Source organism: Vibrio sp. 10N.222.49.C9, from assembly GCF_041474985.1.
Taxonomy (GTDB): Bacteria; Pseudomonadota; Gammaproteobacteria; order Enterobacterales; family Vibrionaceae; genus Vibrio; species Vibrio crassostreae_C.
On sequence record NZ_JBFRVD010000008.1, the window covers coordinates 159,378 to 184,342 of the forward strand.

The 24,965-nt window shown below is 44.9% G+C and carries 18 protein-coding genes and 5 pseudogenes; 7 read left to right on the plus strand and 16 right to left on the minus strand.

Annotated features, from left to right (window positions below; all coding sequences use genetic code 11):
- Positions 1–228: 228 nt before the first annotated feature.
- Together AB4585_RS02850 and AB4585_RS02855 are read left to right on the plus strand one after the other, a co-directional pair.
- Positions 229–1,044 carry a TauD/TfdA family dioxygenase gene (locus AB4585_RS02850; protein WP_017059123.1) on the plus strand — a complete coding sequence of 272 codons (816 nt, stop codon included), beginning with the start codon at positions 229–231 and terminating at the stop codon, positions 1,042–1,044.
- Between the two features lie 256 nt (positions 1,045–1,300).
- A complete protein-coding gene (locus tag AB4585_RS02855; protein WP_372154839.1) occupies positions 1,301–3,349 on the plus strand; it encodes a response regulator in 2,049 nt (682 codons plus the stop codon).
- A 150-nt stretch (positions 3,350–3,499) separates the two neighbouring features.
- Here the strand turns inward: AB4585_RS02855 and cqsA are convergent, their stop codons facing one another.
- Together cqsA and AB4585_RS02865 are read right to left on the minus strand one after the other, a co-directional pair.
- The gene (gene cqsA, locus AB4585_RS02860; protein WP_017059125.1) at positions 3,500–4,681 is read right to left on the minus strand and encodes an alpha-hydroxyketone-type quorum-sensing autoinducer synthase; all 1,182 of its coding nucleotides are present in this window, start codon (positions 4,679–4,681) and stop codon (positions 3,500–3,502) included.
- A gap of 289 nt (positions 4,682–4,970) precedes the next feature.
- Positions 4,971–6,257 (minus strand): annotated as a pseudogene (locus tag AB4585_RS02865) (PLP-dependent aminotransferase family protein); the annotation flags it as partial.
- On the opposite strand from AB4585_RS02865, the pseudogene AB4585_RS02870 reads away from it, so the two are divergent.
- Positions 6,248–6,979: pseudogene (locus AB4585_RS02870) on the plus strand (DMT family transporter); the annotation flags it as partial. The pseudogenes AB4585_RS02865 and AB4585_RS02870 sit on opposite strands and share 10 nt — an antisense overlap.
- A 117-nt stretch (positions 6,980–7,096) precedes the next feature.
- Here AB4585_RS02870 and AB4585_RS02875 read toward each other — a convergent pair.
- Positions 7,097–7,234, minus strand: a pseudogene (locus AB4585_RS02875) (GTP-binding protein); the annotation flags it as partial.
- Between the two features lie 449 nt (positions 7,235–7,683).
- Here AB4585_RS02875 and ihfA point away from each other — a divergent pair.
- Complete coding sequence (ihfA, locus tag AB4585_RS02880; protein WP_004734853.1) at positions 7,684–7,980, plus strand: integration host factor subunit alpha; 297 nt, start codon at positions 7,684–7,686, stop codon at positions 7,978–7,980.
- Between the two features lie 172 nt (positions 7,981–8,152).
- On the opposite strand, the pseudogene AB4585_RS02885 reads toward ihfA, so the two are convergent.
- Positions 8,153–9,147, minus strand: a pseudogene (locus AB4585_RS02885) (ABC transporter substrate-binding protein).
- Between the two features lie 193 nt (positions 9,148–9,340).
- Complete coding sequence (locus AB4585_RS02890; protein ID WP_017059130.1) at positions 9,341–10,117, minus strand: RelA/SpoT domain-containing protein; 777 nt, start codon at positions 10,115–10,117, stop codon at positions 9,341–9,343.
- A 320-nt stretch (positions 10,118–10,437) separates the two neighbouring features.
- Between AB4585_RS02890 and AB4585_RS02895 the strand changes: the two genes are divergently transcribed.
- Entirely contained in the window at positions 10,438–11,091 is a 654-nt protein-coding gene (locus AB4585_RS02895) for a thiopurine S-methyltransferase (protein WP_017065505.1), read from the plus strand.
- 113 nt (positions 11,092–11,204) lie between these two features.
- Here AB4585_RS02895 and purT read toward each other — a convergent pair whose 3' ends face one another.
- The 7 genes from purT to AB4585_RS02930 all read right to left on the minus strand — a co-directional run bounded on the left by purT (position 11,205) and on the right by AB4585_RS02930 (position 18,379).
- Entirely contained in the window at positions 11,205–12,380 is a 1,176-nt protein-coding gene (gene purT / locus AB4585_RS02900; RefSeq protein WP_372169315.1) for a formate-dependent phosphoribosylglycinamide formyltransferase, read from the minus strand.
- Positions 12,381–12,547: 167 nt separating this feature from the next.
- Complete coding sequence (cdd, locus tag AB4585_RS02905) at positions 12,548–13,435, minus strand: cytidine deaminase (protein WP_017070927.1); 888 nt, start codon at positions 13,433–13,435, stop codon at positions 12,548–12,550.
- Positions 13,436–13,721: 286 nt separating this feature from the next.
- Complete coding sequence (locus AB4585_RS02910; protein ID WP_372169316.1) at positions 13,722–14,399, minus strand: LrgB family protein; 678 nt, start codon at positions 14,397–14,399, stop codon at positions 13,722–13,724.
- A gap of 2 nt (positions 14,400–14,401) precedes the next feature.
- Positions 14,402–14,773 (minus strand): CidA/LrgA family protein, encoded by a 372-nt coding sequence (locus AB4585_RS02915; RefSeq protein WP_004734867.1) that lies wholly within the window; start codon positions 14,771–14,773, stop codon positions 14,402–14,404.
- Positions 14,774–14,798: 25 nt separating this feature from the next.
- Entirely contained in the window at positions 14,799–16,223 is a 1,425-nt protein-coding gene (gene sbcB / locus AB4585_RS02920) for an exodeoxyribonuclease I (protein WP_017070926.1), read from the minus strand.
- 206 nt (positions 16,224–16,429) lie between these two features.
- Positions 16,430–17,278: a sterol desaturase family protein gene (locus AB4585_RS02925; protein WP_136974856.1), complete on the minus strand. Its 849-nt coding sequence runs from the start codon at positions 17,276–17,278 to the stop codon at positions 16,430–16,432.
- A gap of 87 nt (positions 17,279–17,365) precedes the next feature.
- Complete coding sequence (locus AB4585_RS02930; RefSeq protein WP_017070924.1) at positions 17,366–18,379, minus strand: DUF2804 domain-containing protein; 1,014 nt, start codon at positions 18,377–18,379, stop codon at positions 17,366–17,368.
- A gap of 170 nt (positions 18,380–18,549) precedes the next feature.
- On the opposite strand from AB4585_RS02930, the gene AB4585_RS02935 reads away from it, so the two are divergent.
- Positions 18,550–19,584: an AraC family transcriptional regulator gene (locus tag AB4585_RS02935; protein ID WP_372169317.1), complete on the plus strand. Its 1,035-nt coding sequence runs from the start codon at positions 18,550–18,552 to the stop codon at positions 19,582–19,584.
- 4 nt (positions 19,585–19,588) lie between these two features.
- Here AB4585_RS02935 and AB4585_RS02940 read toward each other — a convergent pair.
- Together AB4585_RS02940 and AB4585_RS02945 are read right to left on the minus strand one after the other, a co-directional pair.
- A pseudogene (locus AB4585_RS02940) lies at positions 19,589–20,538 on the minus strand (chromosome partitioning protein ParA).
- A gap of 39 nt (positions 20,539–20,577) precedes the next feature.
- Positions 20,578–21,912: a sphingomyelin phosphodiesterase gene (locus tag AB4585_RS02945; RefSeq protein ID WP_372169318.1), complete on the minus strand. Its 1,335-nt coding sequence runs from the start codon at positions 21,910–21,912 to the stop codon at positions 20,578–20,580.
- A gap of 415 nt (positions 21,913–22,327) precedes the next feature.
- Here AB4585_RS02945 and AB4585_RS02950 point away from each other — a divergent pair, with 415 nt between their 5' ends.
- Positions 22,328–22,849: a DUF2058 domain-containing protein gene (locus AB4585_RS02950; RefSeq protein WP_010441213.1), complete on the plus strand. Its 522-nt coding sequence runs from the start codon at positions 22,328–22,330 to the stop codon at positions 22,847–22,849.
- Between the two features lie 128 nt (positions 22,850–22,977).
- Here the strand turns inward: AB4585_RS02950 and AB4585_RS02955 are convergent, their stop codons facing one another.
- The gene (locus AB4585_RS02955) at positions 22,978–23,199 is read right to left on the minus strand and encodes a hypothetical protein (protein ID WP_017059142.1); all 222 of its coding nucleotides are present in this window, start codon (positions 23,197–23,199) and stop codon (positions 22,978–22,980) included.
- A gap of 218 nt (positions 23,200–23,417) precedes the next feature.
- Complete coding sequence (locus AB4585_RS02960) at positions 23,418–24,890, minus strand: aerolysin family beta-barrel pore-forming toxin (protein ID WP_017070919.1); 1,473 nt, start codon at positions 24,888–24,890, stop codon at positions 23,418–23,420.
- Between the last annotated feature and the right edge of the window lie 75 nt (positions 24,891–24,965).

The window sequence follows — 24,965 nt, forward strand, 5'->3', positions numbered from 1 at the left end:
TGATCTGGCTTTCAGTGAAAGTACTACAGATTGGACTTGTCTATGGATACAGGAAGTATCAAAAAACGAAAAGAGCTCCAGCTTAGGAGCTCTTTTTTTGTTTCGGAGAGACGACTTTCTATTTCAAGTGAGAAAGAAAATCAGCATTTACCCGGTTTACAGTTAGTAGTCAGATTAGCCTAGTAGCCAGATCCGCCCTGCAACTCAATATCACCAATAAGCGAAAGTATGTTGAAAATAGAACCCATTACTCCTCACATCGGCGCTCGTATTCACGAACTAGAGCTTTCTACATGCAGTGCTGATGAACTCGATAAGGTGTATCAGGCACTTATTGCCCATCAAGTGATCTTTCTCGACGGGCAGACTTTGTCTCCAGAACAACACTTGATGATTGCACAGCGCTTTGGAACGTTAGAACCTGCACATCCTTTCTTCCCTCGCGTGGAAAGTGCGCCACAGGTGAGTGTGATTGAAACAACCCGTGGCAATGCGCCAAAGGAAAGTTATTGGCATACCGACTTAACGTGGCGCAGCTTGCCGTCGAAAGCTTCCCTGTTGCATGCTCAACACATTCCAAGCATTGGTGGTGACACTATCTGGTGTTCTATGACTGCGGTTTTTGAATCTCTACATGAAGATATGAAAGCTAAGTTGAGAGGGTTGTCGGCGACTCATTCGCTTGTGGCCTTTGAAGGTATAGAATCAGAAGACATTGATCTCGATTGGCACAAATCCTTGATTAAAACAGCACAGGAGAATCCGCCAGTGGTTCACTCTGTTGTTCAAGTTCATCCTGAAACGGATAAAGAAACGCTCTGTATCAATGAACAGTTTACTCGTTATATCAACGAACTCGACCGCAAAGAGAGTGATGTTTTACTCAGCCAACTGTTTGAAATTGCGAGACGCCCTGAGTTTCAAGTTCGTTTCAAATGGGACAACGGCTCAATGGCGATCTGGGATAACAGGGTAACGCAACATTACGCAGTGATAGATTACGGGGATACTCCAAGAAAAATGCATCGAGTAACAGTGACATAGCAGTAAGCTGAACACAGTTATCAAAAGAACACCGCGCATGCCCATCCCTGAACCAAGCACTCGTACTTAAATTTAAGCGTCAGCAGGGTGCATCATTCATCTACGCTTAATAATAAAAACAAATGCGTTGGTACATATTTGATTGAAACCTCACTGCTCGGACGTGATGTGTAATATAATCGGCGCCAAAATATAAGTATAAAAACCAAATCATAGAATTAATAAACGTCAGGGCTTAGAGAGCAAAGTATTTCGTATGAACGCGATTCGTAAAGTTTACCAGTACGCAGAACCGAATTTAACCCTCGTGGGTTGGATGGGCTTTGTCGGCTTTCCAATTTACTACATTGTGTGGGAGTTTTTGTTCCCGCAACCCTACGAAAACTTAGCGCTTCGCCTGTTTTGCTCGGTATTGTTCTTTGGCATTATATTTCGCAATCGCGTCCCATTTGAATGGCGAAAATACCTTCCGGCTTATTATCAAGTTGCCGTAACTATCTGTTTGCCAGGTTTCTTCTTCTACATGCTGCTAATGAATAATTGGTCCAACGTTTGGGTTATGTCATTCATGTCGGCTATTTTCCTCCATATTTTATTGGTGCACGTGACGAGAGTGATGTTTGCACAAACCTTTGCCGGTATTGGGATTGCTACCTTGTGCGCTTGGATTGCACAAGGCTTCTACCTCGAACTCACAATGGATTGGACGCATGTGCCAATCTTTTTGTTTATCTACTTATTCGGCAACTTGTTCTACTTCCGCAATCAGGTGGAACATGAAAACAAGGTGTCATTGGCGAAGTCTTTTGGTGCGGGTATTGCCCATGAGATGCGAAATCCTCTAAGCGGATTACTTACCTCTATTGATGTCATGCAGTCCATATTGCCGAACCCTAAAAGTGGCGATCAAAAAGGGCAATATGCGTTAAGCAATGAAGAAGTGATTCAGTTGCGTGAAGTGGGCGATGAAGCGATGGAGATCATTCATTCCGGTAACGAAACGATAGATCTGTTACTGACTTCAATTGATGAAAACCGAGTCTCTCGATCTACGTTTAAGAAGCATTCAGCGCAAGCGGTGGTTGAGGATGCGATAGACAGTTTCAATTACAAGCGCTCTGCTGATAAGTCAGCAATCTCCTTGGATGTGCAGAGTAACTTTGAGTTCTTGGGTAGCGACACCTTGTTGAAATACGCCATGTATAATCTGTTCAAGAATGCGTTCCATCATCGTAGCCCTGAAGATTTTCATATTCATGTCACCATGTTCAGTGATGAAGTGACGAACCAGATAATGGTGACGGATAACGGCTCTGGTATTTCGAGCGATATCATTCGTCGTATTTTCCAAGACTTTTACACCACAGGCCAGTCGGGTAATTACGGTTTAGGTTTGCCATTTTGTCAGAAGGTCATGCGCTCGTTTGGTGGTGAGATTAAATGCCAGTCTGAAGTGGATCAATGGACACAGTTCACGATGATTTTCCCATCTTTGACTTCCAATTCGGTAGAGGAAATCAAGAGCGAACTGACTAAACTCAAGACGGTGCTGATGATCAGTGATCAGACAGTGCTTTCCAGTAAAATGACTGAAATCTCTCGCTTTATGGGTTTTGACCTAGAGATTTTGGATGTGGCATCAGCGCTTCAGAATAAGGAATATCAATTTGAGTTCGACTTGATTTTCGTTGATATGGAGAGCTTGGATTTAAGAGCTAGTTGCCTCGATAAGATTGAATCGTTACTTTCGTTCACTGAGGCGCGAATCATTTACTTGTATGAGCGTCATCCTATCAAGCGTGTACGTAACATTTCTTTCGAGCCTATTTGGGTGGAAACACAAGTCTGGCTACTAAATACTGAAGCGACCATTGACCGTTTACTGTTTGACTCCAACTACGTGATGCCATCGGTTGCTGTAAAACCGCTAGAGGCCACCACTAGACGTACGATTATGGTGGTCGATGACAATGAATCTCTACGCCGATTTACGGCAATGTTATTGGAAAAACAGGGCTTTGATGTTGTGCAAAAAGAAGACGGACAACAAGCCTTAGATGCGGTTGATACCGACGAAATCGACTTGATCCTAATGGATATTGAAATGCCAATCATGGACGGTGTTGAAGCTTCTCGCCGAATTCGCAGTGCCGACAAAGAATACTCTTCGGTGCCGATTATTGCTCACACGGGTGACAGTTCTCCCGTTACCTTGGAAAAGATGGAATCATCAGGCATGTCGGACTTTATTGTTAAACCTGCCGATAAAAACCGACTGTTTGATAAAATTGCTCACTGGATTTAGCGGGTGTAATAGTCTGAAGTTCACGGCCATTGGGTAGACATAGATTCAAGAAAGAGCTCAGCGAATTGCTGGGCTCTTTTTGTATCGCGACATGATAGCGTCCATTCAGTCCTGCCGTTGGTGTTGGTTATAAATATGGTTCGAAAAAGGTTACACGAACTCTAACTCGGGGTGATGGTACGCTTCGTGACAAACCGTGAGCACATGGTCAATGTCTCTTGGTGTCATATCGGCATTCACTGAAAAACGGATGATGTTTTTGTTCTTGCCAGTCGCAGGGCGGCAGAATACCGCACCGAACACATCACGTTCTTCTAAGAAGTCTCGCACACGCTCCGTGTTTCTTTCATTGCCGCACTCTAGCGCTACAATTTGAGACTCACTGCGGATATTAAAGCCAATTCGCTTTAGCCCCGTAGTCAGCGACTTAGCCCGATTGAATAAGGCTTCTCGTTTGTCTTCCGCACCTTTGATCACCTCCAACGTTTTCTCTAAACGAACCACTTCTTGTGGTAACACTGTTGAGCTAAAAATCGCAGGGTACGCCACAAACGGCAAGGTTTTAGACAGTTGTTTAGGGCCAAGGATTGCCCCAGCGCGATAAGCAAAGGTTTTTGCCAAGCTAACGGTGATGAAGTCGACTTGGTTGGTGAGCCCCAATGCTTGCACTAAGCCTGCACCATTCTCTCCATGTGTACCCAGTGAATGGGATTCATCAACGACGACCGCACAATCAAACTCTTGCGCCATTTCGTAGATGTCGCACAGTGGGGCAATGGTGCCTATTGTGCTGTAAACCGAGTCGACAACAATGACACCTGAGCCGTGGCGCTCTAACTGTTTGCGTAGGTGATTCATATTGTTATGCATAAACGGATGGGCAACTGCGCCGGCAGCCCGAATCCCTTCCCATAGCGACATGTGTGCAAGGAAATCAATATACACAGGTGTGCCCGGTGGGCAGATGGTTTGCAATAGCCCAATATTGGCCGCCCAGCCCGATTGAGAAAGCAAACAGCTCTCCATTCCAACATAGTTCGCAAGCTCAGTTTCGAACGCAGGTTTAGACTGCTCATCTTGTAAGAAAATCGCAGACATCACCACGTTGTCATCGTGCTCACAGATCGCCGCTTGATGGGCTTGTTGGATCTGTTTGTTGTGTGACAGCGCTAGGTAATCATTGCTCTGCATCACAACGGCACTGCGCTGGGGGCGTTTACCCAATACCAAATGCTTTTGGCTTTGGTTCTGGGTAATCAGGTCTTGAATATAGAAGTTCAAGCGTTCTTCGATAAAGGAAGGTAGTGGTTTGTTTTTTGTTTTATCACTCATAATAGTTCTCTTCAAATACAGGAAAACGCCAGCGCTGACGGCTGTATATTGACGATAAAAAGTGATGTGTCATTAGCCAAGTTGCATAATTTTGTGGGTGCTTGCAAACTCAGCATTTAAGGGTTTTGAGGCGAGTGGGTTTCCTTACGGTTTGGGGCTTTACCCGAATTAAGATAGGAATAATAGCCTTCTTTTTTATGACAAAAGGCTATTAGAATTCGGCATTCGAAGGCATTTAAAAAAGCGGATTTTGAAAGGCTACGTGCTACGTGCTACGTGCTACGTGCTGTTAGCTGTGAATATGGATAAGCTCGATTAAGGCATCCAATTGCTGCTTGGCTTCATCCTCTAACGGATACCCAATATTGAGGCGTAAGCAATTGCTGTAAAGGTCGAGAGTGCTGAACAGGTGTCCAAGCCTAATATCAATGTTCTTCTCGGTAATGCCCTGAGCAAAGGCTGACTGGTTCAAGCTTGGGATTTGCAGCCAAAGCACCATGCCACCTTGTGGATTACTTATCTTCACATCTTGAGGAAGGTGCTGAGCCAAATAACTTAGGTATTGTTGGCGCAAAGACAAGATCTGAGTGCATCTTCTCTTCACGTGCTTAGCGTATTGGCCAGATCCAATAAAGTCAGCAACCGCAAGCTGAGTGGGCAGGGCAACGCCGTAGCTCGCAGCTGAGAACTGAGCCTTGTATTCGTTGATAAACCTGCCCGGCAAGCACCATCCCAAACGGTAACTCGGTGACAAACTTTTCGATACTGATCCACACCATAAGACAAAACCGCCTTTGTCGTAGTATTTCGCGGGGAGCGGCGTGTGTGAGGAGTAGGACAGTTCCAGATACACATCATCTTCAATGATCGGCACTCGATAGTGATTCGCTAATTCAGCCAGTTTCTGCTTTTGAGTGGCTGACATGTTGATCCCTTGAGGGTTCATATGAGAGGTACAAAAGATCGCGGCATCGACTTGTTTATTTTTCAAATGCGCTTCCAGTTGTTGCAAGTCGACACCATCATCTAGAGACGGGATCTCGATGATTTTTCGCGACATTTGTCCGAGCAATTCCAGAATACCGTTGAAACATGGCGAGCTAATCGCAATGGTGTCGCCTTCTTTAGTGCAAGATTCAAGTGCGGCCTTAATCGCAGACATACAGCCAGCCGTAATCACCATCTCTTCAGGTGAAAAGTGCACATCGAGCTTGGCAAAATGAGTGGATAATGCCTGTCGTAAAATCGGCTCACCTTGTGTATCTGGGTAATGGTTGAGCCTACTTCCCATCCGTTTAATAGCGCGACGAAAACTTCGTTCCAATTCAACGATCGACTGCTCATCATTGGTGGTGCTCGAAACCCCTAAAGGTCCGTTGATTGAGTTGTGGGTCGAAGAGGTTTGTTTAACACTTGATACCTTACTCTCAAACTGTGCCCACTCAGGCGTTGAGTGAGACGGCTTGTGAGGCGAGACAAAATACCCCGCTTGCGGTCGAGAATGTATCCAGCCTTGTGATTCCAGTTTTTGGTAGCAGCTCACCACGGTCGACATGCTGATCGCCTGTTGCTTGGCGCTACTTAGTCAGTTATGGCTTTGTGTTCGGTGTGGGTATCTGGGGTATGGCTTCATGGTCGATCACTGCTGGTTTATCGTCTGGGCTTTCATCGGTCTTGCTTTCAACCAACGTATTAATCGGCATGGCGGTTGGCGTGTGGTTGTTCAAGGAGAGTGCTTCTATTCGTAAATTATTGGGTGCGATGCTAGCTATGTGTGCGTTGGCGGTATTGGTATCTGCAGCTACGGGTAATGTCACCGTTAATGGCGTGATCTTGATTATGATTGCGGCGTGCAGTTGGACCTTGATGGGCGTGATTGTTAAGGCATCGAAAACCACTCAAGCTTTTGCGTTCAATGTCTGGGGGATGCTGTTTGCTCCAGTGCCATTAGTGTTATTTGCCGTGATGTTACACGGTGACCAAATAATCTGGCAGGGCATCGAACAATGGGATTGGAACACGACGATTGCGGTGCTGTTTCAAGCTTACCCAACCACGCTATTTGGTTATTGGGTATGGAATAAGCTGTTAATCCAATACCCGTTAAGTACGACCGCGCCGTTAACCTTGTTAGTGCCTATCTTCGCATTGATTAGCGGTTACTTTATGTATGATGAGGTGCTGTCTGTGGCTCAGGTTGTTGCATCAATACTGTTTCTTGTCGGGATTGGTTTGATTGTGAAACCTGCGAATGTAACGAATACCAAAGCGACACAAACACTTGCTGAACAAAAATGATTGAAGAAAGCTGATATTGCATGAGCAGCTTTGAATGACAAATAAGACCTCGCACTTGTGAGGTCTTATTCTATGTCGAAGAAGTGAAGTTATTTAAATAACCAACTTACTAAGCAATCAACTAACCATACACGCAAGTAACTGGCTCTCAAGATCATATTCTATTTCTAGACCGATCATTTATATTCTGATTTCGATACACTCATCGAGTTCTGATTCCGTCAAGCCATCCTCTGTTAAGTTGTAACCGAAAACCTCAAAAGAACATAGGCTTTTATAAGTGAATTCGAATTAAATTCTGAAATGATACAAATCTTATATTTAATAACGCTTATTTAGTAACCTTTGTTGAGTCCCATATCAAATCAAGTGGCTGATTTTATTGGGTATCGGAGAAAAGTCTCAAAAATTATTATTTAGTTCGCTAAAGTTTTAAATTCTATTAATGGTTGTTTGTATGGAATATAACTCCATTTCGTTACTGTTGAGTAGATGGTTTTTAGCTATATATGTGAAATTTGAAGCGAGTTATCTTTCTGATTTGAAAGAATAATTAAATAGTTAAGATAAAAAAGTTGGCGAAAATCAGAAGCTTGGCATACACTTTCCTTGTAAATGACCTTATCTCATTGATTGAATAGGGTAAATGCTTTGGCGCTACTGGCGATGGTAGCAATGTTTAACATAGCTTTGAGGAAAGTTTTATGGCACTCACGAAGGCCGATTTGGCTGAGAACCTGTTTGAGACACTCGGATACAGCAAGCGGGATGCCAAGGAAACGGTGGAAGTGTTTTTCGAAGAAGTTCGTAAAGCGCTCGAAAATGGCGAACAGGTAAAACTGTCTGGTTTTGGTAATTTTGATCTTCGCGAGAAAAACGAGCGACCTGGTCGTAACCCGAAAACTGGTGAAGACATTCCAATTTCTGCTCGACGTGTTGTTACTTTTAGACCGGGACAAAAACTAAAGGCCCGTGTCGAAAATATTAAAATCGAGAAGTAGCCAAGCAATAGACCACGCCTAGCGTGGTCTTTTTGTATCTGCATAGAGTTTAAGCTAAACGCATTTCTTTAATTTTTAGTAACCTTTCTCAAACTCCATCTATTTACTGTCCGGTAAGAACTTGCTTTAGATGCGAAAACAGAGGCTAGGCCTCTGACTTTGAATCTTCACTCTAAAGGGCTTGTTGAACCTTACTTGCGATGTCTTCAGACACCCAAGGCTTCCATACCTGTGGTGAGCTTTCTAGAAAGTAATACATGGCTTCTTCGGCGTCGGCTTGGTTGTCTTCCATCCAGGCCAGCAACTCACTCATTTGTTTATTGGTAAAACCACGCTTTTCAAAGTATTGGTAGGCAAGAGGTTCGTTATTAGCAAAGGCTTCTGTGGTGATTGTGTGAACCGGTGCTGGTGGATACATGGTCACTTTAGGAGATTCACAATCAGGTTGTGTCGTACAGTTACGGAATTCCTCAATGTCAGTACCACTTCCGAAATCAACCTTCACCATTTCATACTTACCTAGCACAGGCGTAGGCGACCAGTAATATCCAAACCATGCTTTTTTGCGTTCGTAAGCTTTCGCTATCGTACCTGATAAAGCGGCGCCTGAGCCGGGATCAACCATTTCAAAATTGTGATCTTCTAACTTAAGCGCATCGAACAGGTGACCGGAGGTAATCTGACAAGTCCAACCCGCAGGGCAGCTATAAAACGCAAACTTCTCATCATCTTCTGGGTGTTCAAACAGCTTTGCGTTTTTAATCACACCTTCAATGGTTGTAAGCTCTGGGTACTGTTCAACAAGGTAGTTTGGTACCCAGAAACCTTCTTCACCGCCGTTGACCAAAGACTTGCCCGCGTAACGTAGACGCTTATCCGCAACACCCTTATCCAACGCTTCTTTGATGCCATTAGTCCAAAGCTCTGGCGCAACATCAGGTTGACCTTTTTCAATCATTGACGTGCCCGTAGGGACGCTATCACCGGGGATTAAGTCCGCTTCACAGCCGTAGCCGTTATTCAAAATGAATTGGTCGACATGAGCAATAGGCTCGCCGAGTTCCAGTTCATGTCTGCAATGGTGATCTTTCCGCATTCGTCAGCACTAGCGTGTACAGAAAACGCAGCAAGTAGCGCGATGGAAAGCATGGATTTGTTATTCTGCATTGACGTAATTCCTTTTCTTGTCAGAAGCTTATTCGCTATAGAAACAGAAATGTTCGACGGAGAAAAGAGACTGAGATCTAAATTTAAACGATCTGATTATTTGGGATAGGAAGTGGAGAGGCTACTCAACAAGTACTAAAAAGGGCTGCGAGTGCAGCCCTTGTGATGTTTATTGGAATAGCCTATCTATGTATTAAGCCGCTTTAATGTGCGTTGTAATGTACGGTTGCCATGCTTGTTGGTAAAGCTCTAAAGATTGGCGTCGTAGGCTATTGATTTGTGCCGCTTCGATATCGTTGATTGGGCGATGTTCTGCAATTGCGTGACGCTCAATACCTTGGATAATTTCGTACAGCTCGTGCTCAGGACCACTTTTCACATCAGCAATCGCTTTTAAGTGAAGTTGAACCTCTGCAATGATGTTGGTTTTAGGCAAACGAACCAACAAGTTAAGGTCACGGTAACCAGAGTCAGCCGGCGATTTAAACTTATTTTTCAGCTTAACAACGTCTGCTTCACGGCTTAGCGCTTCGTAAACTTCAACCAAGCTCTCTACATCGTTCGCGATGATAGTTGCACGGGCTAAGTCGGTAATTTTTGTCACATCACCATCAAGCTCAAGGGCGATTTTTTCTTCTGCGCGAGCTTGAGATTTAACGCCAGCAAATAGCGCTTCAGAATTGGTGAGTAGGGCAGTACTTTTACAGATAGTTTCTAGTTCAGCTTGGCCTTGATGCGCTTTGCTGTACAAAATATCGAAGTCGGTGTAAGGCTGAGTCGGGCGTGAGTCGAAGGCTTTGATGCCGTAAAGGCCGCTCAAACTATGACGGAATACGTTTGAAGATACTTGGTTTTGCGCAGGAGTGCGCGTTTGATCTGTTGAACTTGTTGAAACAGGTGCTGCTGCGAATGCAGGCGCTCGGCTCAATACCAAAAGCATTAGGGCCGTCGTACGGAGAAATACACTCATTCAAACTCCAAAATACAAGGTTACAAAAAACGGGTAGTCAAAAGGGGTAGTAACGCACAAGAGTAAAAACAGCTTAACTAATTTCACTACATATTAAATGAGGCTAGCTAAGACAGAAACCAATTCTAACGTTTAATATTGCTTTAAAATGTGAAGATATAGCCAAATAACCCAACCGTTAGTTCCGCAATTATCAGAACTTTGAACTTAGCCAGTTTCTGATTTTATCGAAATCAATTTAGTACTTTAAACCAAGCTAAGGTTGCTCTTACCTCTCTATACTGTACCCTTGCATTATGACTGTTTAACATGAACGAAAGATGAATAATCCTGAATTTTGGCACAATAAATGGGCAGCCAACCAAATTGGTTTCCACCTCGAAGATGTAAACCCACTTCTGATTAAATTTTGGGAAAAGACTGAGCCTAGCTACGAGAAGAGTGTGTTTGTTCCACTTTGTGGCAAAAGTGAAGATCTGATTTGGCTAGCTTCAAAGCATGAAGATGTTCAAGGTGTCGAGTTAAGCCAGATTGCGGTTCGCGCATTTTTTGCAGAGCACCTTTATACCCCGACTGTGACTCAAATTAGCGGTCAGCACGAGCTCTACCAATTCGATGAACTGAACATCTACACGGGCGATTACTTTTCAGCGCCAATCCAACCTGTCGATACCATTTATGATCGCGCGTCTTTAGTCGCATTGCCTGAAGAGATGCGAGTGCAGTACGTAGAGCGCTTAAAACAACTGCTGAAACCGGGCGGTAAGATCCTTCTGGTGACTCTGGATTATGATCAAAGCGAGATGGCGGGGCCTCCGTTTAGCGTACCTAAGTTAGAGATTGCTCAATTGTTTGCAGGATACAAAATTACATTGTTGAATCAAGATATAGCGAACGATGAACATCCGAAGATTGCTAAGAAAGGCTTGTCTCGCTTCTGTGAAGAAGTGTATTTGATTGAGTCAGACGCTTAAGTTCAGTCTGCTTAGTTAAGCGAACAGATAACACCAACAAAAAGACGGGCTCGATAGCCCGTCTTTTTATGGTTCAGATTTGAACTCGTGATTGTTCAGAATTGAATAGCAGGTTAGTAAATCACTTTTACTTTTGACGCGCTCTCAATGGCATCTTCAATCGCTGTTTCTGTGCTGTTACGACGAGTAAGCGCCACACCTAAACGACGGCGACCATCGATATCAGGCTTACCAAACAAGCGAACTTGCGTTTGTGGTGCGTCTAGCGCTTCTGCAAGGCCTTCAAAGCGGATATTCGTTGATGTGCCTTGACCAAGGATTACGGCAGAGGCACAAGGGCCATACTGAGTAATTGATTTGATCGGCATACCTGTAAATGCGCGTACGTGTAGTGCAAATTCCGATGAGTCTTGAGACATCAGAGTAACCAAGCCAGTATCATGTGGGCGAGGGGAGACTTCATTGAAGATCACGTGGTCGCCTTTAACGAACAGTTCAACACCAAAGATGCCGTGACCGCCTAATGCGTTAACCACTTGCTCTGCCGTGTATTGCGCCGCTTTAAGTGCGTTGTCAGACATGACCTGTGGCTGCCATGATTCACGGTAATCACCGTCTTCTTGACGGTGACCGATAGGTGCACAGAAGTGAACACCGTCGACAGCACGAACGGTTAGAAGCGTGATTTCGTAATCAAAGTCGATGAAGCCTTCAACGATTACACGACCCGCGCCAGTACGACCGCCTCCTTGTGCGTAGTCCCAAGACTTCTGAATGTCTTCCTCTGTTTTGATAACGCTTTGGCCTTTACCTGAAGAGCTCATTACTGGCTTAACAACGCAAGGCATGCCCACGAATTCAACAGCGGCTGAGAAATCTTCAAAGGTGTCTGCGAAGCGGTAAGGAGAAGTGCTCAGTTTTAGTTCTTCTGCCGCTAGACGACGGATACCTTCGCGGTTCATCGTTAGCTTGGTCGCATTCGCAGTTGGAACGACATTTAAGCCTTGCGCTTCTAGCTCTACCAACTTGCTGGTGGCAATAGCTTCAATTTCAGGAACCACATAATCTGGCTTTTCTAGTTCAATGATCGCTTGAAGTGCATCGCCGTCTAACATGTCTAATACATGGCTACGATGCGCAACTTGCATCGCTGGTGCGTCTGCATAACGGTCACAAGCAATAACTTCCAAACCTAAACGTTGGCACTCGATAGCAACTTCTTTGCCGAGTTCACCTGAACCTAATAGAAGTACACGAGTAGCATTTTCACGAGTAGCAGTACCAAACATAGAAATTCCTTCCGATCTTTTGAACGATTGATTGAAAACGGGGTGATCATACTTATTTCAATGACAAAAGCAAACGTTTGCGCAAGTTGTTGCTTTAATTACAGGCATAAAAAAAGCAGCCCTGTTAAATAGGGCTGCTTATTTAAATTTTTGTTAATAAGATGTACTTAGATTGCTAAGTAAGTCACTGGAATGTCGGGATTAATCGCTTCTAATGTAGATTGCGTATCCGCTAGGTGACTGATGCTACCTTCTGCGATTTCAACCAAAGCAGCACTTTCAATTTGTTCGAAATCGAAGCCAGCCAGTTTAAGTTGAATTAACGCGACTTGCAGAGGTGGTAGGCTCGGGTTGAACGCTGCATTTTCAGCGTAAGCTCCCGTAAAAATTTCACCTGACGTCAGTTGTAGTGAAACACCACTTAGGTTTTTGGTGTAAGGAGCATGGCTGCGGTTTAGTGCTGCTAGCGCTTCTACAACAATAGGCGTTGTTTCTTCGGTCGTGTACTTATGATCAAGCTTTGTCATTAGGCCAGTTGTCACACCTAAATCAGCAGGGCCGAACGAGTCTGGTAAGTACTCTTGCAGAGACATTTCATCACGTTGTGGAAGATGAACTTTAAGTTCTTTTGCTGTTGTCAGTTCGTTCATGAATTGACGACAGTGACCACAAGGACTGAAGTTGATGGTGATATCTGAGATACCGAGTTCGCCTTTCATCCAAGCGTGGCTGATTGCAGATTGCTCAGCGTGAACGGTTTGACCAAGTTGAGCACCAGCGATTTCAAGGTTTGCACCAAAATACAGAGTACCAGACAAACCACGCACGATTGCACCAACATAAAAGTCAGATAACGGAGCGTAAGAATACGCTGCGGCAAAAGGAAGTAGTGCAATACGTAGCTCGTCATCCGCTAGACCACTTGCTTGCAGTAGGCTAGCAAATTGTTCTGGAGACAATGTCGCGTCAAAGTTGTCTGCTAATACGATGTCACTCAAAAGCGCTTTCATTGATGATGGAGCACTTTCCAGCGCCAGGGTAATACGACTGTTCATGTTGAATCCTTAATTGACCTTAGGCTTTAAGTTTATGCATTGCTCAGGAATTTTCTGTGATAAAGATCATCATTGAATTGTTGTTGTTACATTGGTTTGCATAATTAGAGTGAGGTCACACTTGAAATCGATTACAAGAGCCATTTATACAGCTGATATCGCACTTATTGCTCGTAAAAGACCGTGACTTGACTGCTATTGCTAAATAAATGCGAATAAAAAGCCCAAACAGACACTGTAATAAACAGCATTCTGGTTGGGCTGAATCGCGTAGTGATCGTTTAGGTTAAGAGTAGAACCAAACCACGAGCGAAAATAAACTCGGTGCGATGATTGAGGTAATGACGCCACAAAGCACAAGAGCCAAAGAACTGAATGCTGCATCTTCCTGATTCTTTTCCGCACAAGTCGCGGTGCCTAAAGCGTGAGACACGGTACCCATGGTTAAACCACGGGCGATCGGGCTCTTAATACCAATGAGGTTGTAGATTGGGTAAGCAAAAATTGCCCCAAATAGACCCACAATCAATACCAGTATTGCCGCAATCGCTGCTTCACCACCTAAATGGCTCGATACTTCCATTGCAATTGGCGTGGTGACTGATTTGCCTAACAAGCTCGCAATCAAAGTTAAGTCCGCTTTAAATGCTACTGCGATCACTGCCGTTGTTGTCATCGACATCACACTGCCTAGCGTGCAAGCAAAGGTAATGATGCGCCAGTTGGCTCTGATTTGAGGTAGCTGCTCATAAAGTGGGTAAGCAAGTGCAACAACCGCAGGCTGCAGCATGTAGGTAATCCAAGTGTTGTCAGCATAGTAAGTCTCAAACGGTACTCTAAAGAACGTGAGAATCGGAATGATGATACCAATGCTCATAAGCAGGGGGTTACACAGCGGCGAGTTTACTTTTTGACTTACCCAGCGAGCAAATAGGAATACCACGATGGTGAGTAGAATCCACATGATCAGTTACCTCTCGAAAGCAAGCGGTCTAAGAACCATGATAAGGATACTAACACCAATAATGTGCCACCAACGGCGCTCGCCATAATTGGCAATGCGTTCGCGATGAGCATGTCGAAATGATCCATCAACCCAACACTGATCGGAACAAACAGTAAGATCATTAGGCGGATAATCAAGCTTGCACCGGGCTGTACCCAGTGCGAAGGAACAATACCAATCACCATGGCGGCAAACAGAATCAACATGCCAAAAATACTGCCTGGAATTGAGGTATCCAAAAAGTGCTGTAACGCGTTACCTGCTGTAAGTGCACCTATGATTAAGGTGAAGGAGATTAAGCAGTAAACCAGTTGGATCAATCTTTCTTTCAAAGTGTTACGTCTCTTGATAATGGAATTAGCTAGCTAACTTTTCTACGTACTGATAAACCGCCTTCAAGATAGCCATTTTCTTCTCGTCGCTTTCATGTTCGTGCGCGAGGTTTTCAAGGTTGAGCATGTACTCTTCTAAACGGCACTCATAAAACTCACGACAATGGTTCGCCCATTTCAATTGCTCAGCTTCGTCGAGCGTCCATGGGAAGTTACGCGCACGGTAACGGAACAGTAACGGTTTAATTCGTTCGTCACTGAAGGTGATATCCAAAGCCGCCAAGTTGTTCGGGTCAGTTTCGCGAATGATGTTCATCGCTGTTTTATCAGCAGGTGAAAAGAAACCGTCGTAAAGGTGTGTATCAACATCATCACTCTTTTCGTACTCGCGCTCTTGTGAATACAGGCCGATCAGTTTTTCGCGGATCTCTGGGTGTTCGCGCAGCAGTGCCAAGTTTTTCAGGCATTGTTGGCGATCGATACCGATGGTTTCAGCATTTTCAGCCGTTAGCGTTTTGGCTGGAGCAAGAATAGGGCACTTGTTTAGCTGAACCAATTTGATGGGTACGGGTAGTTCGTCTTCACCCAGTTCACTGCGTTTGGTATAGAGCCTTTCTCTGAGTTCATCAGCGTCCAGTTCTAACAGTGGGCTTGGATCTTTGGCTAAATCAACCACGATAACCGCATTTTGATTGGTTGGGTGCCAAGCCATAGGCACAATCCAGCTGGTGTAGTTGCAGTCACGGCCAAACATGCCTGAAACGTGCATTAATGGTGTCATGTTTACGATATCAACCAGATCATTCAGCTTACGCTTATGACGCATGTTGTAAAGGTAATCGAACATCTTAGGTTGCGCAGCTTTCAGCTTCTTCGCTAACTCGATGGTCGCAATAACATCGGCCATCGCATCGTGCGCGTTCTCGTGTTCAATGCCGTTTGCCACAGATAGGTGTTCCAGTTTGAAGCTTGGGTAACCTTCTTCGTTCTCTGGCCAAACAATGCCTTCAGGACGCAGTGCGTGAACAGCGCGCATTACATCTAATAAATCCCAACGAGAGTTGCCGTTCTGCCAGCTCCACGCATATGGGTCGATGAAGTTTCGGTAACAGGTGTAACGCGTTACTTCATCATCGAATCGAATACTGTTGTAGCCAAGGCTTGTGGTGTTAGGTTTCGCTAACTCAGCATGGATCTTAGCGATAAACTCAGGTTCAGGAAGACCTTGTGAAGCCGCTTTTTGTGGTGTGATACGGGTGATCAGTGCAGCTTCAGGCGCAGGGAGGTAATCAGCGGGAGGTTGGCAATAGATAACCAGAGGCTCTCCAATAACATTGAAATCTTGGTCGGTACGAACACCCGCAAACTGACTCGGACGGTCTTTTGCTGGGCTAACGCCCCATGTTTCGTAATCGAAAAAGAAGTAGGTTGGCTGATTATCTGAACTCATTGAATTTCCTGAACAGCAAGCGCGGAACGTTTACTGTGGCTGAAGGTTAGTTTTGTTCAGTATCTGATAGTATGCGGTACGCGTGCAACCCAGATCACAAATAAATTGTCGGAAAACGGTGCTTTACTATTCAATCGAGTCAGTGGGGAAGGTTTTGAAACCAATTGAGGCGGTTTCTTAGTTAATACAATCTGTCTATCGTCCGTTTAATCCGATGGAGGCGAGAGTATCAACTGGACTTTCTGCTTCATGGTTAACTCTCGGTTCTTCAAATCTTTGAATATGGCCTTCCATTCTTGAAAGGTGACCACTATCGGATTAAAACTGTTCACGGGTTTGGTGACGCCATAACGTACAGTTTCAACTTCAGGTTCGAATGTACCAAATAACTTATCCCAGATAATAAGAACGCCGGCGTAGTTCTTATCAATGTATTGCGGGTTTTTGCCGTGATGTACTCGATGATGAGAAGGGGTATTAAAGATGTATTCAAGTGGCCCCAAGCTTCGTATCCATTGTGTATGGACGAAGAACTGCAAACCTAGATTGAGAAGCACCACAAAGATGACCCACTTAGGGGCAAAACCTATGATGACCAACGGTATCCAGAAAAGCCACATCCCAGCAAGTGGATACATTAAGCTTTGACGGAAAGCCGTACTGAAGTTCATGCTTTCTGAACTGTGGTGTGCCACGTGTGCTGCCCACATCCAGCGAACACGATGGCTTGCTCTGTGGAACCAGTAATAGTAAAAGTCTTGCAACACCATCAATACAACAAAACTCAGCACGCCCATTTCAATGTCCATTAAGCGCCAACCAAACATCCAGAGATACAGCTGCACGACCAATAACCCGGTGAGCAAATCGGAGAGTTGATGCATTCCCGCCAGCGTGAAATTACACATCACTTCTGAAAGCTTATAGCTGGAGTTATCAGGCAGTCGACCTTGCTTCTGACCGATAAAATACTCAGCCAACATGCACACCACGAACAAGGGCGCTAATACCAGCAGTAGCCATTCTGGGTAATTGATTAATGCGTCGATATTCATGTTTTATCCTTGTTGAGACGCCATACGCGTTTTTAGTATCAAGTTTACTTAGACTTGCTCGCCTGAAATTCAGTTAGCAAAATTTCGCTACCAGCGAGCAAAGTGATCTTCTGTTAGGCCAAGAACACCATCGAGTTGATGTGTCACTCCATTGTTGTCTTCAATCGAGCCAGAAAAGTGACCAATGAACTGACGAAAGTTACTTTTTAACAGCCATAAATTGAGCTTTTCGCTGCGATTATTTAAGGGCGTAAAGGTCAGGTTTATACGTCCATCTTGTGATGTTATCTGCCAAGGTAAATTGGTGTCTTGGCGACTAAACGCAAACTGTACCGGGTTAAGTAAGTGCCGAGTTCCATTGATCCATAAAACGTTCTCGCAGCCTCCGGTTTCATTGACGCCTGCTGCGAGGTTCAAGCCAATATCTGTCCCATTGGATTGCGTGTTGATGCTTGCCCAGCGCCAACTGGTTTCACGTCTCATGTAACCCGCTGAAAAGTCATAACCGGCACGAGCTTGTTCGAGAACGAGTGATTCTCCCTTGATTTGGATTTCACCGCTGATGCGCAAAGCATTGTGCTTTTGGGTGTAAGTCCAACCTGAATAACCCGTTGGGCTGCACATCGCCATGGGCAAGCTGTCGGTTTCAGGCTCTAAAGAAATATCGGCCTTGATGAATTTCGTATTCAAGCGAACTCGCCATTGTCCGCCCTCGATATAGAAAGCAATGCTTTGATCTGCAATGCTTGTCTTTCCTTCAAATGGTGAAGGCGTTACATGCTTATCAAACCCTAATGGCCTCAACCAAGATGACTCTTGCAGATGGTTGTTTTCTATGTCGTACAGATAACAAAATGCCGAGCCTAAGTAGCGAATATCCGCGATAGCGACGCCGATAATGTGTGTGTCGGTGACGATGCTGACAAACTGGAATTGCTTATAGTGGAAGTGCTTCTGCCAAGGGTTTGCTTTTGAATCCATCGAGTTTCGGTAGTCAAAGTTCTCGATGTTTAGGTGTTTAAGGATGCCATCGAAATGCCCAATGATCGGCTGACCATTAGAATTAATCAAACTGTGTGGGGCTGGGTTGGTTTTTATCATTGCGATGGTTCACATTATTTTAACAACTAAAGCCATTGTGCGATGAGTAGCGTAGAATTTGGAGGTCATATTCGGACAAGAGCGCGTTACCAATCACGATTTTGTCAGCATGTGTTGTTAAGGCTGAGTAGTCATGTTGATGGGAATGGGCTCGATATAAGGAGAGACGATTGGAGATTATCGCGGAGTATAAGCCAACCGGACATAGGCACCAGTTGGGCACATTAGATATCGCGCTGCTGTTGAATACGCTAGAGCAACGAGGTATCGATATTGAAAGGCTACTCAATGATGTGGGTTTGCCGAACATGGATTGGCGAGGTCCGAATGGAAAACTGACTTACGCTGACAAGCTTTCGTTGTTTAGCGCGGCTAATCAGAGTTTTCCTCACGATGGTCTAGGGCTTTGGTTGGGAAAACACGCTAGCTTAAGCCACTTTGGTGTGTTGGGTTATGCGCTATCGACCAGTCAAAATGTCGGGGAGGCCATCAAGTCGGGCTTCAAGTATTTGCGCCTGAATGGGCCTATCTTCTCGGTTAAATTGTTTCTAGATACCGAGCAAGCAGTGATTCAGATTGAGAACACCTTGGAAGTGGGCGATCTGCTTCCTTTCTGCAGCGAGTATTTCTTGAGTTCAATCGTCTCTTTGTTCAAAGAACTGACTGGTCATGAGTTGGATATTCACACTTTGGCTTTGCCTTATGCTCGTCCCAATTACGCCAAGCTCTATGACGACCGTTTCCAGTGCCCTGTAGTTTTTGAGCAGAGCCATTGTGAATTGCGTTTTGATGCCTCGGTTTTGTCGCAAACCTTATTGACTCATGATGCCGCGACATTGAAGCGCTATCTTGCGTCTTGCCAGTCGATAGTCGAAACGCTGGACTCTGAGCACCTTCTGACTAACCAGATCAAAACGATCTTTTATCAAACCGCAGGCAGTTTCCCGACTATAGAACAACTTGCGGATGAGTTTGGTTGTAGCTCTCGTACACTCAGGCGAGAACTGGTTACTCATGAATCCAGCTATCAAATATTGCTTACCGAAGTTCGAGTGGAACTGGCCAAAGAGCTATTACTCGGCACAACCATGAGCATTGATGACATCGGTGAAAGGCTCGGTTATAGCGACCCTGCAAATTTCAGAAGGGCGTTTAAAGGTTGGCTCAATAAAACGCCCGCTCAGTTTCGTGATGGTTTAAGTTAAGGCGTTACTTGCTAAAGAACTGCTCCCTGAAATCGGTGACTTGCTGTTGATAATAACTGTCCCAATCTTGTTGAGTCCAAGTGGCATAACTTGATGAGCGCTGAGAGTCTAAGGTCGCTTTGAGCTGATCCAGTTGCTCGTGATAACTCATCACGGTTTGTTGCTGTTGTGCGACTTGTTGTTCTCGCGCGGCAATGTTGCTGGCCTGCGCTTCATCTAAGTAGGCATCTTGAAGGTCGGCTTTGACTGATGCTACTTCAGCAGGGCTATAGCTGTTGGGTATCAAAGATACTGCCAGTTCATATTTTTGAAGCTGTGTTTCGGCGTTTAACGTGCCCGTATTGTTTTGCCATTCACTAAGCAAATCTTGATAGTTGGCCAAAAACTGGCTCGCTTCGTTCTTTTCAAGGGTGTTAGCGTCAAGCGTAAAATCCAGATGAGCAAACTGGTCAGCGAATAGCTGGTGGGCCAACTCTCCCCATACTTGTTGTGCAGATTGCTTGAATAAGGCAACACGATCTTCAAGAGTCTCTATGGATTCAAGTGGGATAGTGCTTTGTGTTAATTGCCAGTCAGCCGATAGCTGCGGATAGTCGCTCAGTAACTCAAACCATATGCCGGCAATTCTGATTTCAATCGTGCGAGTTGCTCTGCGCAGTCATCGCGTTGTTGGCAAAGCTTCCAGAACCCATCGAGTTCATCGAACAAAGCCTTGCCTTCAAGCTCACTCAAGTTTTCAGCAAGAATTTTACCGTCCAGTGCTCCGGCTTGGGCTTGATTACTGTGCGATGCGGAGTTTTCCGAACTAGCGGTTGCAGTAGGCGTGGAATTATCGTCATTAGTTGTCGTAGAAACACGCGGCTTAGGTTCTGTGTGTTGAGCAGAAGATAGCGCTGTTTCGTTCGTTTTTGATGACCACGAATAGCAAATAATGCTCGCCGTTAAGACGAGCATTAGGATTAATATAACTCGATGCATTATTGGTTCACCGAGTTACTTGATCACGGCGCTAACAGGGAAGTGGTCTGAAAGGTTGTAGTGCTTCCATAACTCACTGCTTGTTGATCTTGGGACATCCACGCGATTGTAGTTATGCGCTTTAGCGGCATACTCTGAGCTCACTACCACATAATCGAGATACTCAACGTTCTCGCCACCCGACATAGGCTCTCCCGCAAAGTTGTTGATGCGTGGGTCAAAGGTAGAAGCGGTGTAACCTGAGTATGTTGGTTCATCAGCCTGCAGGTTAGCAAACATCTGTTGATAGTCGCTTGGGAACTTGAGCTTGTTCACGTTGAAGTCACCGCTGTAAACCACAGTTTCTGATGCCGGGATATTCAGAGACTGCGCCAGTGCACGCATCTGCTTGAATTGACGTTGTCGGTAATCACGAGCGGTGTCCGTATCGAATGATGCCGTTTGGGTACCGAAAACATGGTAAGCCTGACCATTCTTGATCACTTCCGCGTAGTTAACACCTTTATCAGCAAAGCAATCTGTGCCCGTGCAATCAGGGAAAACATACTGCGCTTCATTAACGATAGGATAGCGGCTGACAATGATCACACCACCGTCGTATATGTTAATCCCATCTTTATCGAGCATTTTAGTTTGATAAGGATACTCTTTCGCAAGCTCACGCAAGAACTCATCTCTGCCGTTAGCAAACACCTCTTGAAGCGCCAACACGTCATAGCCCTTTACATATTGAGGGAGTAGGTCATAGCGGTCACCAATATGTGAAGCGATGGCAGGCAGCGCCCAGATGTTGTAAGTCATGACCTTGAGTGTATTGGCATCCGGCTCTGGTTGCTCATCCACTTTTGGTGGGGTGATGGTGTAATAAATATCATCATAGCGCGCTGTAGAATCGGCTTTGAGGGCTAGCTCTGCATTGACCCCGAACGCATCGGTTGTGCTGCGATGAATATTACGATCGTCATGCAATGTTAGGTTGACGTCTGCGGCACTCAAACCATGTTGCAGTGTCGAGTTATACCAATGTCCCTTCATGGTTTGGTTGAGCGTGACACTTTCGCCCACAGCGTTTGATACCACAGTGTCAAACTCATAGGTCTTCCCAGATTTCACACCAGTCCAGCGGTTGAAACTTATCAGCTTCTTCGTCTCCCAAGGACCAATCTGTTCAACATGCTGTTGCCACTCATCACCGAGTTGAAGCAGGTCGGTACCAGTGTGGTTGGCTTGAATGGTCATCACTTGATTGGTGTTATTGGTGAGATACACGTCGGTGTCTGCGATCGCAGAGGTCGAAGCGATTGATGTGGATGCCACAAGTGCAGCTAACCAAGTCCATTGAGTTTTCATCGTTTACGTTATCCTTATTGATTGATGTCTAGAATAACGTAGTCAAGAGTTATGACATTGGAGTTATAACTCTATGGCATTTATTCAAATATGAGATATATGCCAAGGTTTTATAAAATCGATTAACCATTGAAAATTAACATATTGTCTTATCGGAATGATAAGTGGTACGCGCGCGAATAATAGGGTCAGTTAATGCTTTCGAGTCGGTGGAACAGCCAATATTGGCGTGCTTAAGTGAAAACTGTGTGTCGCGGTAAAGTGGAGGTTGTGAGCAACAAGAAGGGAATATGGACACAGCTTAGAGCTATCAGCATAAATTTTGCGATTGTTCTGTAATTTACTCTTGTTCAGTAAACAGAAACCTCAAAAACAGGTATGATAGTGCCGTTTTTAATCCTGAACTGGGAAAGTCATGGCAAAGTTAACACTCCAAGAGCAGATGCTTAAAGCTGGCTTGGTAAATGAGAAAAAATTAAAGAAGGCGAAGAAAGGCTCTAAAAAGTCTCGCGTTCAGTCTCGTGAAGCAAAAGCGGCAGCTGAAGAAACTAAACTGGCGCAGCAAGCGAAAGACAAAGAGCTAAACCAACAGTTGAAAGAACAACAGTTGAGCAAAGAAATTAAAGCTCAAGTGAAGCAACTGATTGAGATGAACAAGATCGAACAGAAGAACGGTGAGATCAAATACAACTTCACCGACGGTACGCTAGTTAAATATCTTTACGTAGAAGAGCTGACTCAAAAGCAACTAAGTAAAGGCATTCTAAGTATTGCTCGTCAAGGCGAGAGCTATGTTGTTATTCCAACAGCAGTAGCGAACAAGATTGCTATGCGCGACGAAGAATCTATCGTTGATACGCAGGCAGGTAGCACAGACGAAGTAGACGAAGATGACCCGTACAAAGACTTCGTGATCCCAGATGATCTAATGTGGTAATCCGTTTTACCTAGCTCCATTTTAATGGTTAGCTAAGTTTACAGGATCTAAGAATGCAGCGAACAATCACTCGATTGGCGCTGCATTTTTTTTGGCGCGAAATGACTTCAACAAATCTTGAATAAAGCTTAGTGTTCTGACATGCCGTAAACAAGGCTATCATTGGCACTTGCATGATCGATAAAATCGGTATTAGCGCGCTGTTCGTGTTGGTCATAGCCATCGAAGTAACAGTCGCCAATTTCATTGCGCGGGCAAACGTGAATGTGGTCTTTGATGACCAGTTCGGTAGAGCAGCATGGGCAGTGTTTTACATGTCCAGTGAGTACCGTAGATCGATTTGGTTTCATACATCCTCCTGATAGGCACTGTAATCTGATTGCCTATTTGCACCCTAAGTTACGCAAATTAGTGTGTCGTTATGATTTCATTTTTAAGTCAATGAAAAACGATTCAGAAAGTGAATACTTAGCGGCTAATACAGATGTATGACTGAGAGAATGTAAGACGAATCAAGCCCAGAGCAGACGCAATGGGCTTGGAATAACAGCTGAAACTTTCTATGGGCTTATGGCTGCATTGGGGTAAGCGTTAGCTGAGCGCTGTTATAACCCAGTTGCGCTAGGGCTGCAGGGTCGAAGTCAGTCAGAACCTTGATGTCACCAGCGTAGTAGGGTGTGTAATCGCCTGAAGGTGTCATGGCGTTAAATGAATCAATAGAGTGCTCGGTACCAATATCGATCATTCCAGAATATTGTGACTCCGCACTAAACTGGCCTGAAACATAGGTGTAGAAAGGACGGACACTGGCACCTGCGGCGTACTGCATGCTACTTAAACCATTGGTGTTGATTGCCCAGCTCCAATCCCACCATTTCATCTCTCCAGGAATATAACGGTGATCCCATTGGTAGCGGATATTGGCTTGATCTTCGCTGGTGGTTCCCATGGTAAAGGTGTGAGAGACCGTCGGGCGGTTTGTTGGGTGTGAGCTTAGCGCATTGCCGCTATAACGAAGGAAACCTGTGAAGTTCACGTCGTAACTCATGCTGGTTTTGATACGGTATGGGTAAGTGATGGTAGAGCGTAAGAACTCTACTTGAAAAGGAAGTACTGAGTGAGCAGGCACGGTGATGATGGCTTCCAGTTCTGTTGGTTCAAAACGAGCACCATTGTTGGTATCGGAGAAACGTTGGCCATCTTCTAGCGCTACTCTTACTTCTGTCTTTCCAACTTGTGGCCAATGAAAGGTTTCATCAATGACGACTGAATCAGCAAGGTCGAAGCGTTGGGTTTTACTCCATTGTGTGGATTGCTCAAAATGAAGGTCAACGACGATTTGTTTAGACTGATCGTCGTCATTGATTGCATAAGCCGAGACGGTTTCAATCAGTTCTTGGTCGGTCTCTGTCATAGAACCGTGTAAAAACGATGTGTTATCGAGCGTGTAAGCGAAGTTATCAACAGTGATGCTTGTCTTCTCATCACAGCGATCACCGGCACAGCTTCCATCGTTATTGCCTTTAATCTCCCAACCATTGTTAAGCGGTTTTATTGCCATGTCTTGGCCGACGTAACGCGCGCTATCGCCTCCAACCCAAGCGTAACCGAGGTTATGGGCCAAGTAACTCAGTGGCCTGATAAAGTTCGTGTTGTCGCTGACTAAGGCGCGTTGAATATCAAGGTTATTGTTCGTTTCGATAGCTTGCGCTTCGTAGTAAGGCAGGCCTGCGTCTGGGGTATTGGGGTAGCACCAAGTATTGTCACTTGGTTGTCCTTGTTTGATGAGCCCGTGGTAGCCAGACCCCATGATCACCCAGTCATTTTTAAGGCCAGCAATGTCCCACACATTCATGCGAGATAGTAGGGCGGTTTTGTGTTCTTGAGCTTCTGTATTACTGAGCGGACGATAATCGGAACGGCAGATATCTTCACCGAGGTTATCCAATACGATTTGGTCTGAATATATCTTGGCATGAGTGGCAAAAGAGATGAAACAGAGGGCAGAGCTAAATAGAACGGTTTTACTGACGTTAAGCATGAATAAGTTCCTAAATGCCATTATTTGGCTATTTTTATTAGAATCGAGTTATTAGATTTTATTGATATTATTTAA

Bases quoted from the DNA above. Each gene is read 5' to 3' on its own strand.
- AB4585_RS02850 (WP_017059123.1), top strand. From the start codon at position 229: ATGTTGAAAATAGAACCCATTACTCCTCACATCGGCGCTCGTATTCAC.
- AB4585_RS02855 (WP_372154839.1), top strand. From the start codon at position 1,301: ATGAACGCGATTCGTAAAGTTTACCAGTACGCAGAACCGAATTTAACC.
- cqsA (WP_017059125.1), bottom strand. From the start codon at position 4,681: ATGAGTGATAAAACAAAAAACAAACCACTACCTTCCTTTATCGAAGAA.
- ihfA (WP_004734853.1), top strand. From the start codon at position 7,684: ATGGCACTCACGAAGGCCGATTTGGCTGAGAACCTGTTTGAGACACTC.
- AB4585_RS02890 (WP_017059130.1), bottom strand. From the start codon at position 10,117: ATGAGTGTATTTCTCCGTACGACGGCCCTAATGCTTTTGGTATTGAGC.
- AB4585_RS02895 (WP_017065505.1), top strand. From the start codon at position 10,438: ATGAATAATCCTGAATTTTGGCACAATAAATGGGCAGCCAACCAAATT.
- purT (WP_372169315.1), bottom strand. From the start codon at position 12,380: ATGTTTGGTACTGCTACTCGTGAAAATGCTACTCGTGTACTTCTATTA.
- cdd (WP_017070927.1), bottom strand. From the start codon at position 13,435: ATGAACAGTCGTATTACCCTGGCGCTGGAAAGTGCTCCATCATCAATG.
- AB4585_RS02910 (WP_372169316.1), bottom strand. From the start codon at position 14,399: ATGTGGATTCTACTCACCATCGTGGTATTCCTATTTGCTCGCTGGGTA.
- sbcB (WP_017070926.1), bottom strand. From the start codon at position 16,223: ATGAGTTCAGATAATCAGCCAACCTACTTCTTTTTCGATTACGAAACA.
- AB4585_RS02925 (WP_136974856.1), bottom strand. From the start codon at position 17,278: ATGAATATCGACGCATTAATCAATTACCCAGAATGGCTACTGCTGGTA.
- AB4585_RS02930 (WP_017070924.1), bottom strand. From the start codon at position 18,379: ATGATAAAAACCAACCCAGCCCCACACAGTTTGATTAATTCTAATGGT.
- AB4585_RS02945 (WP_372169318.1), bottom strand. From the start codon at position 21,912: ATGAAAACTCAATGGACTTGGTTAGCTGCACTTGTGGCATCCACATCA.
- AB4585_RS02950 (WP_010441213.1), top strand. From the start codon at position 22,328: ATGGCAAAGTTAACACTCCAAGAGCAGATGCTTAAAGCTGGCTTGGTA.
- AB4585_RS02955 (WP_017059142.1), bottom strand. From the start codon at position 23,199: ATGAAACCAAATCGATCTACGGTACTCACTGGACATGTAAAACACTGC.
- AB4585_RS02960 (WP_017070919.1), bottom strand. From the start codon at position 24,890: ATGCTTAACGTCAGTAAAACCGTTCTATTTAGCTCTGCCCTCTGTTTC.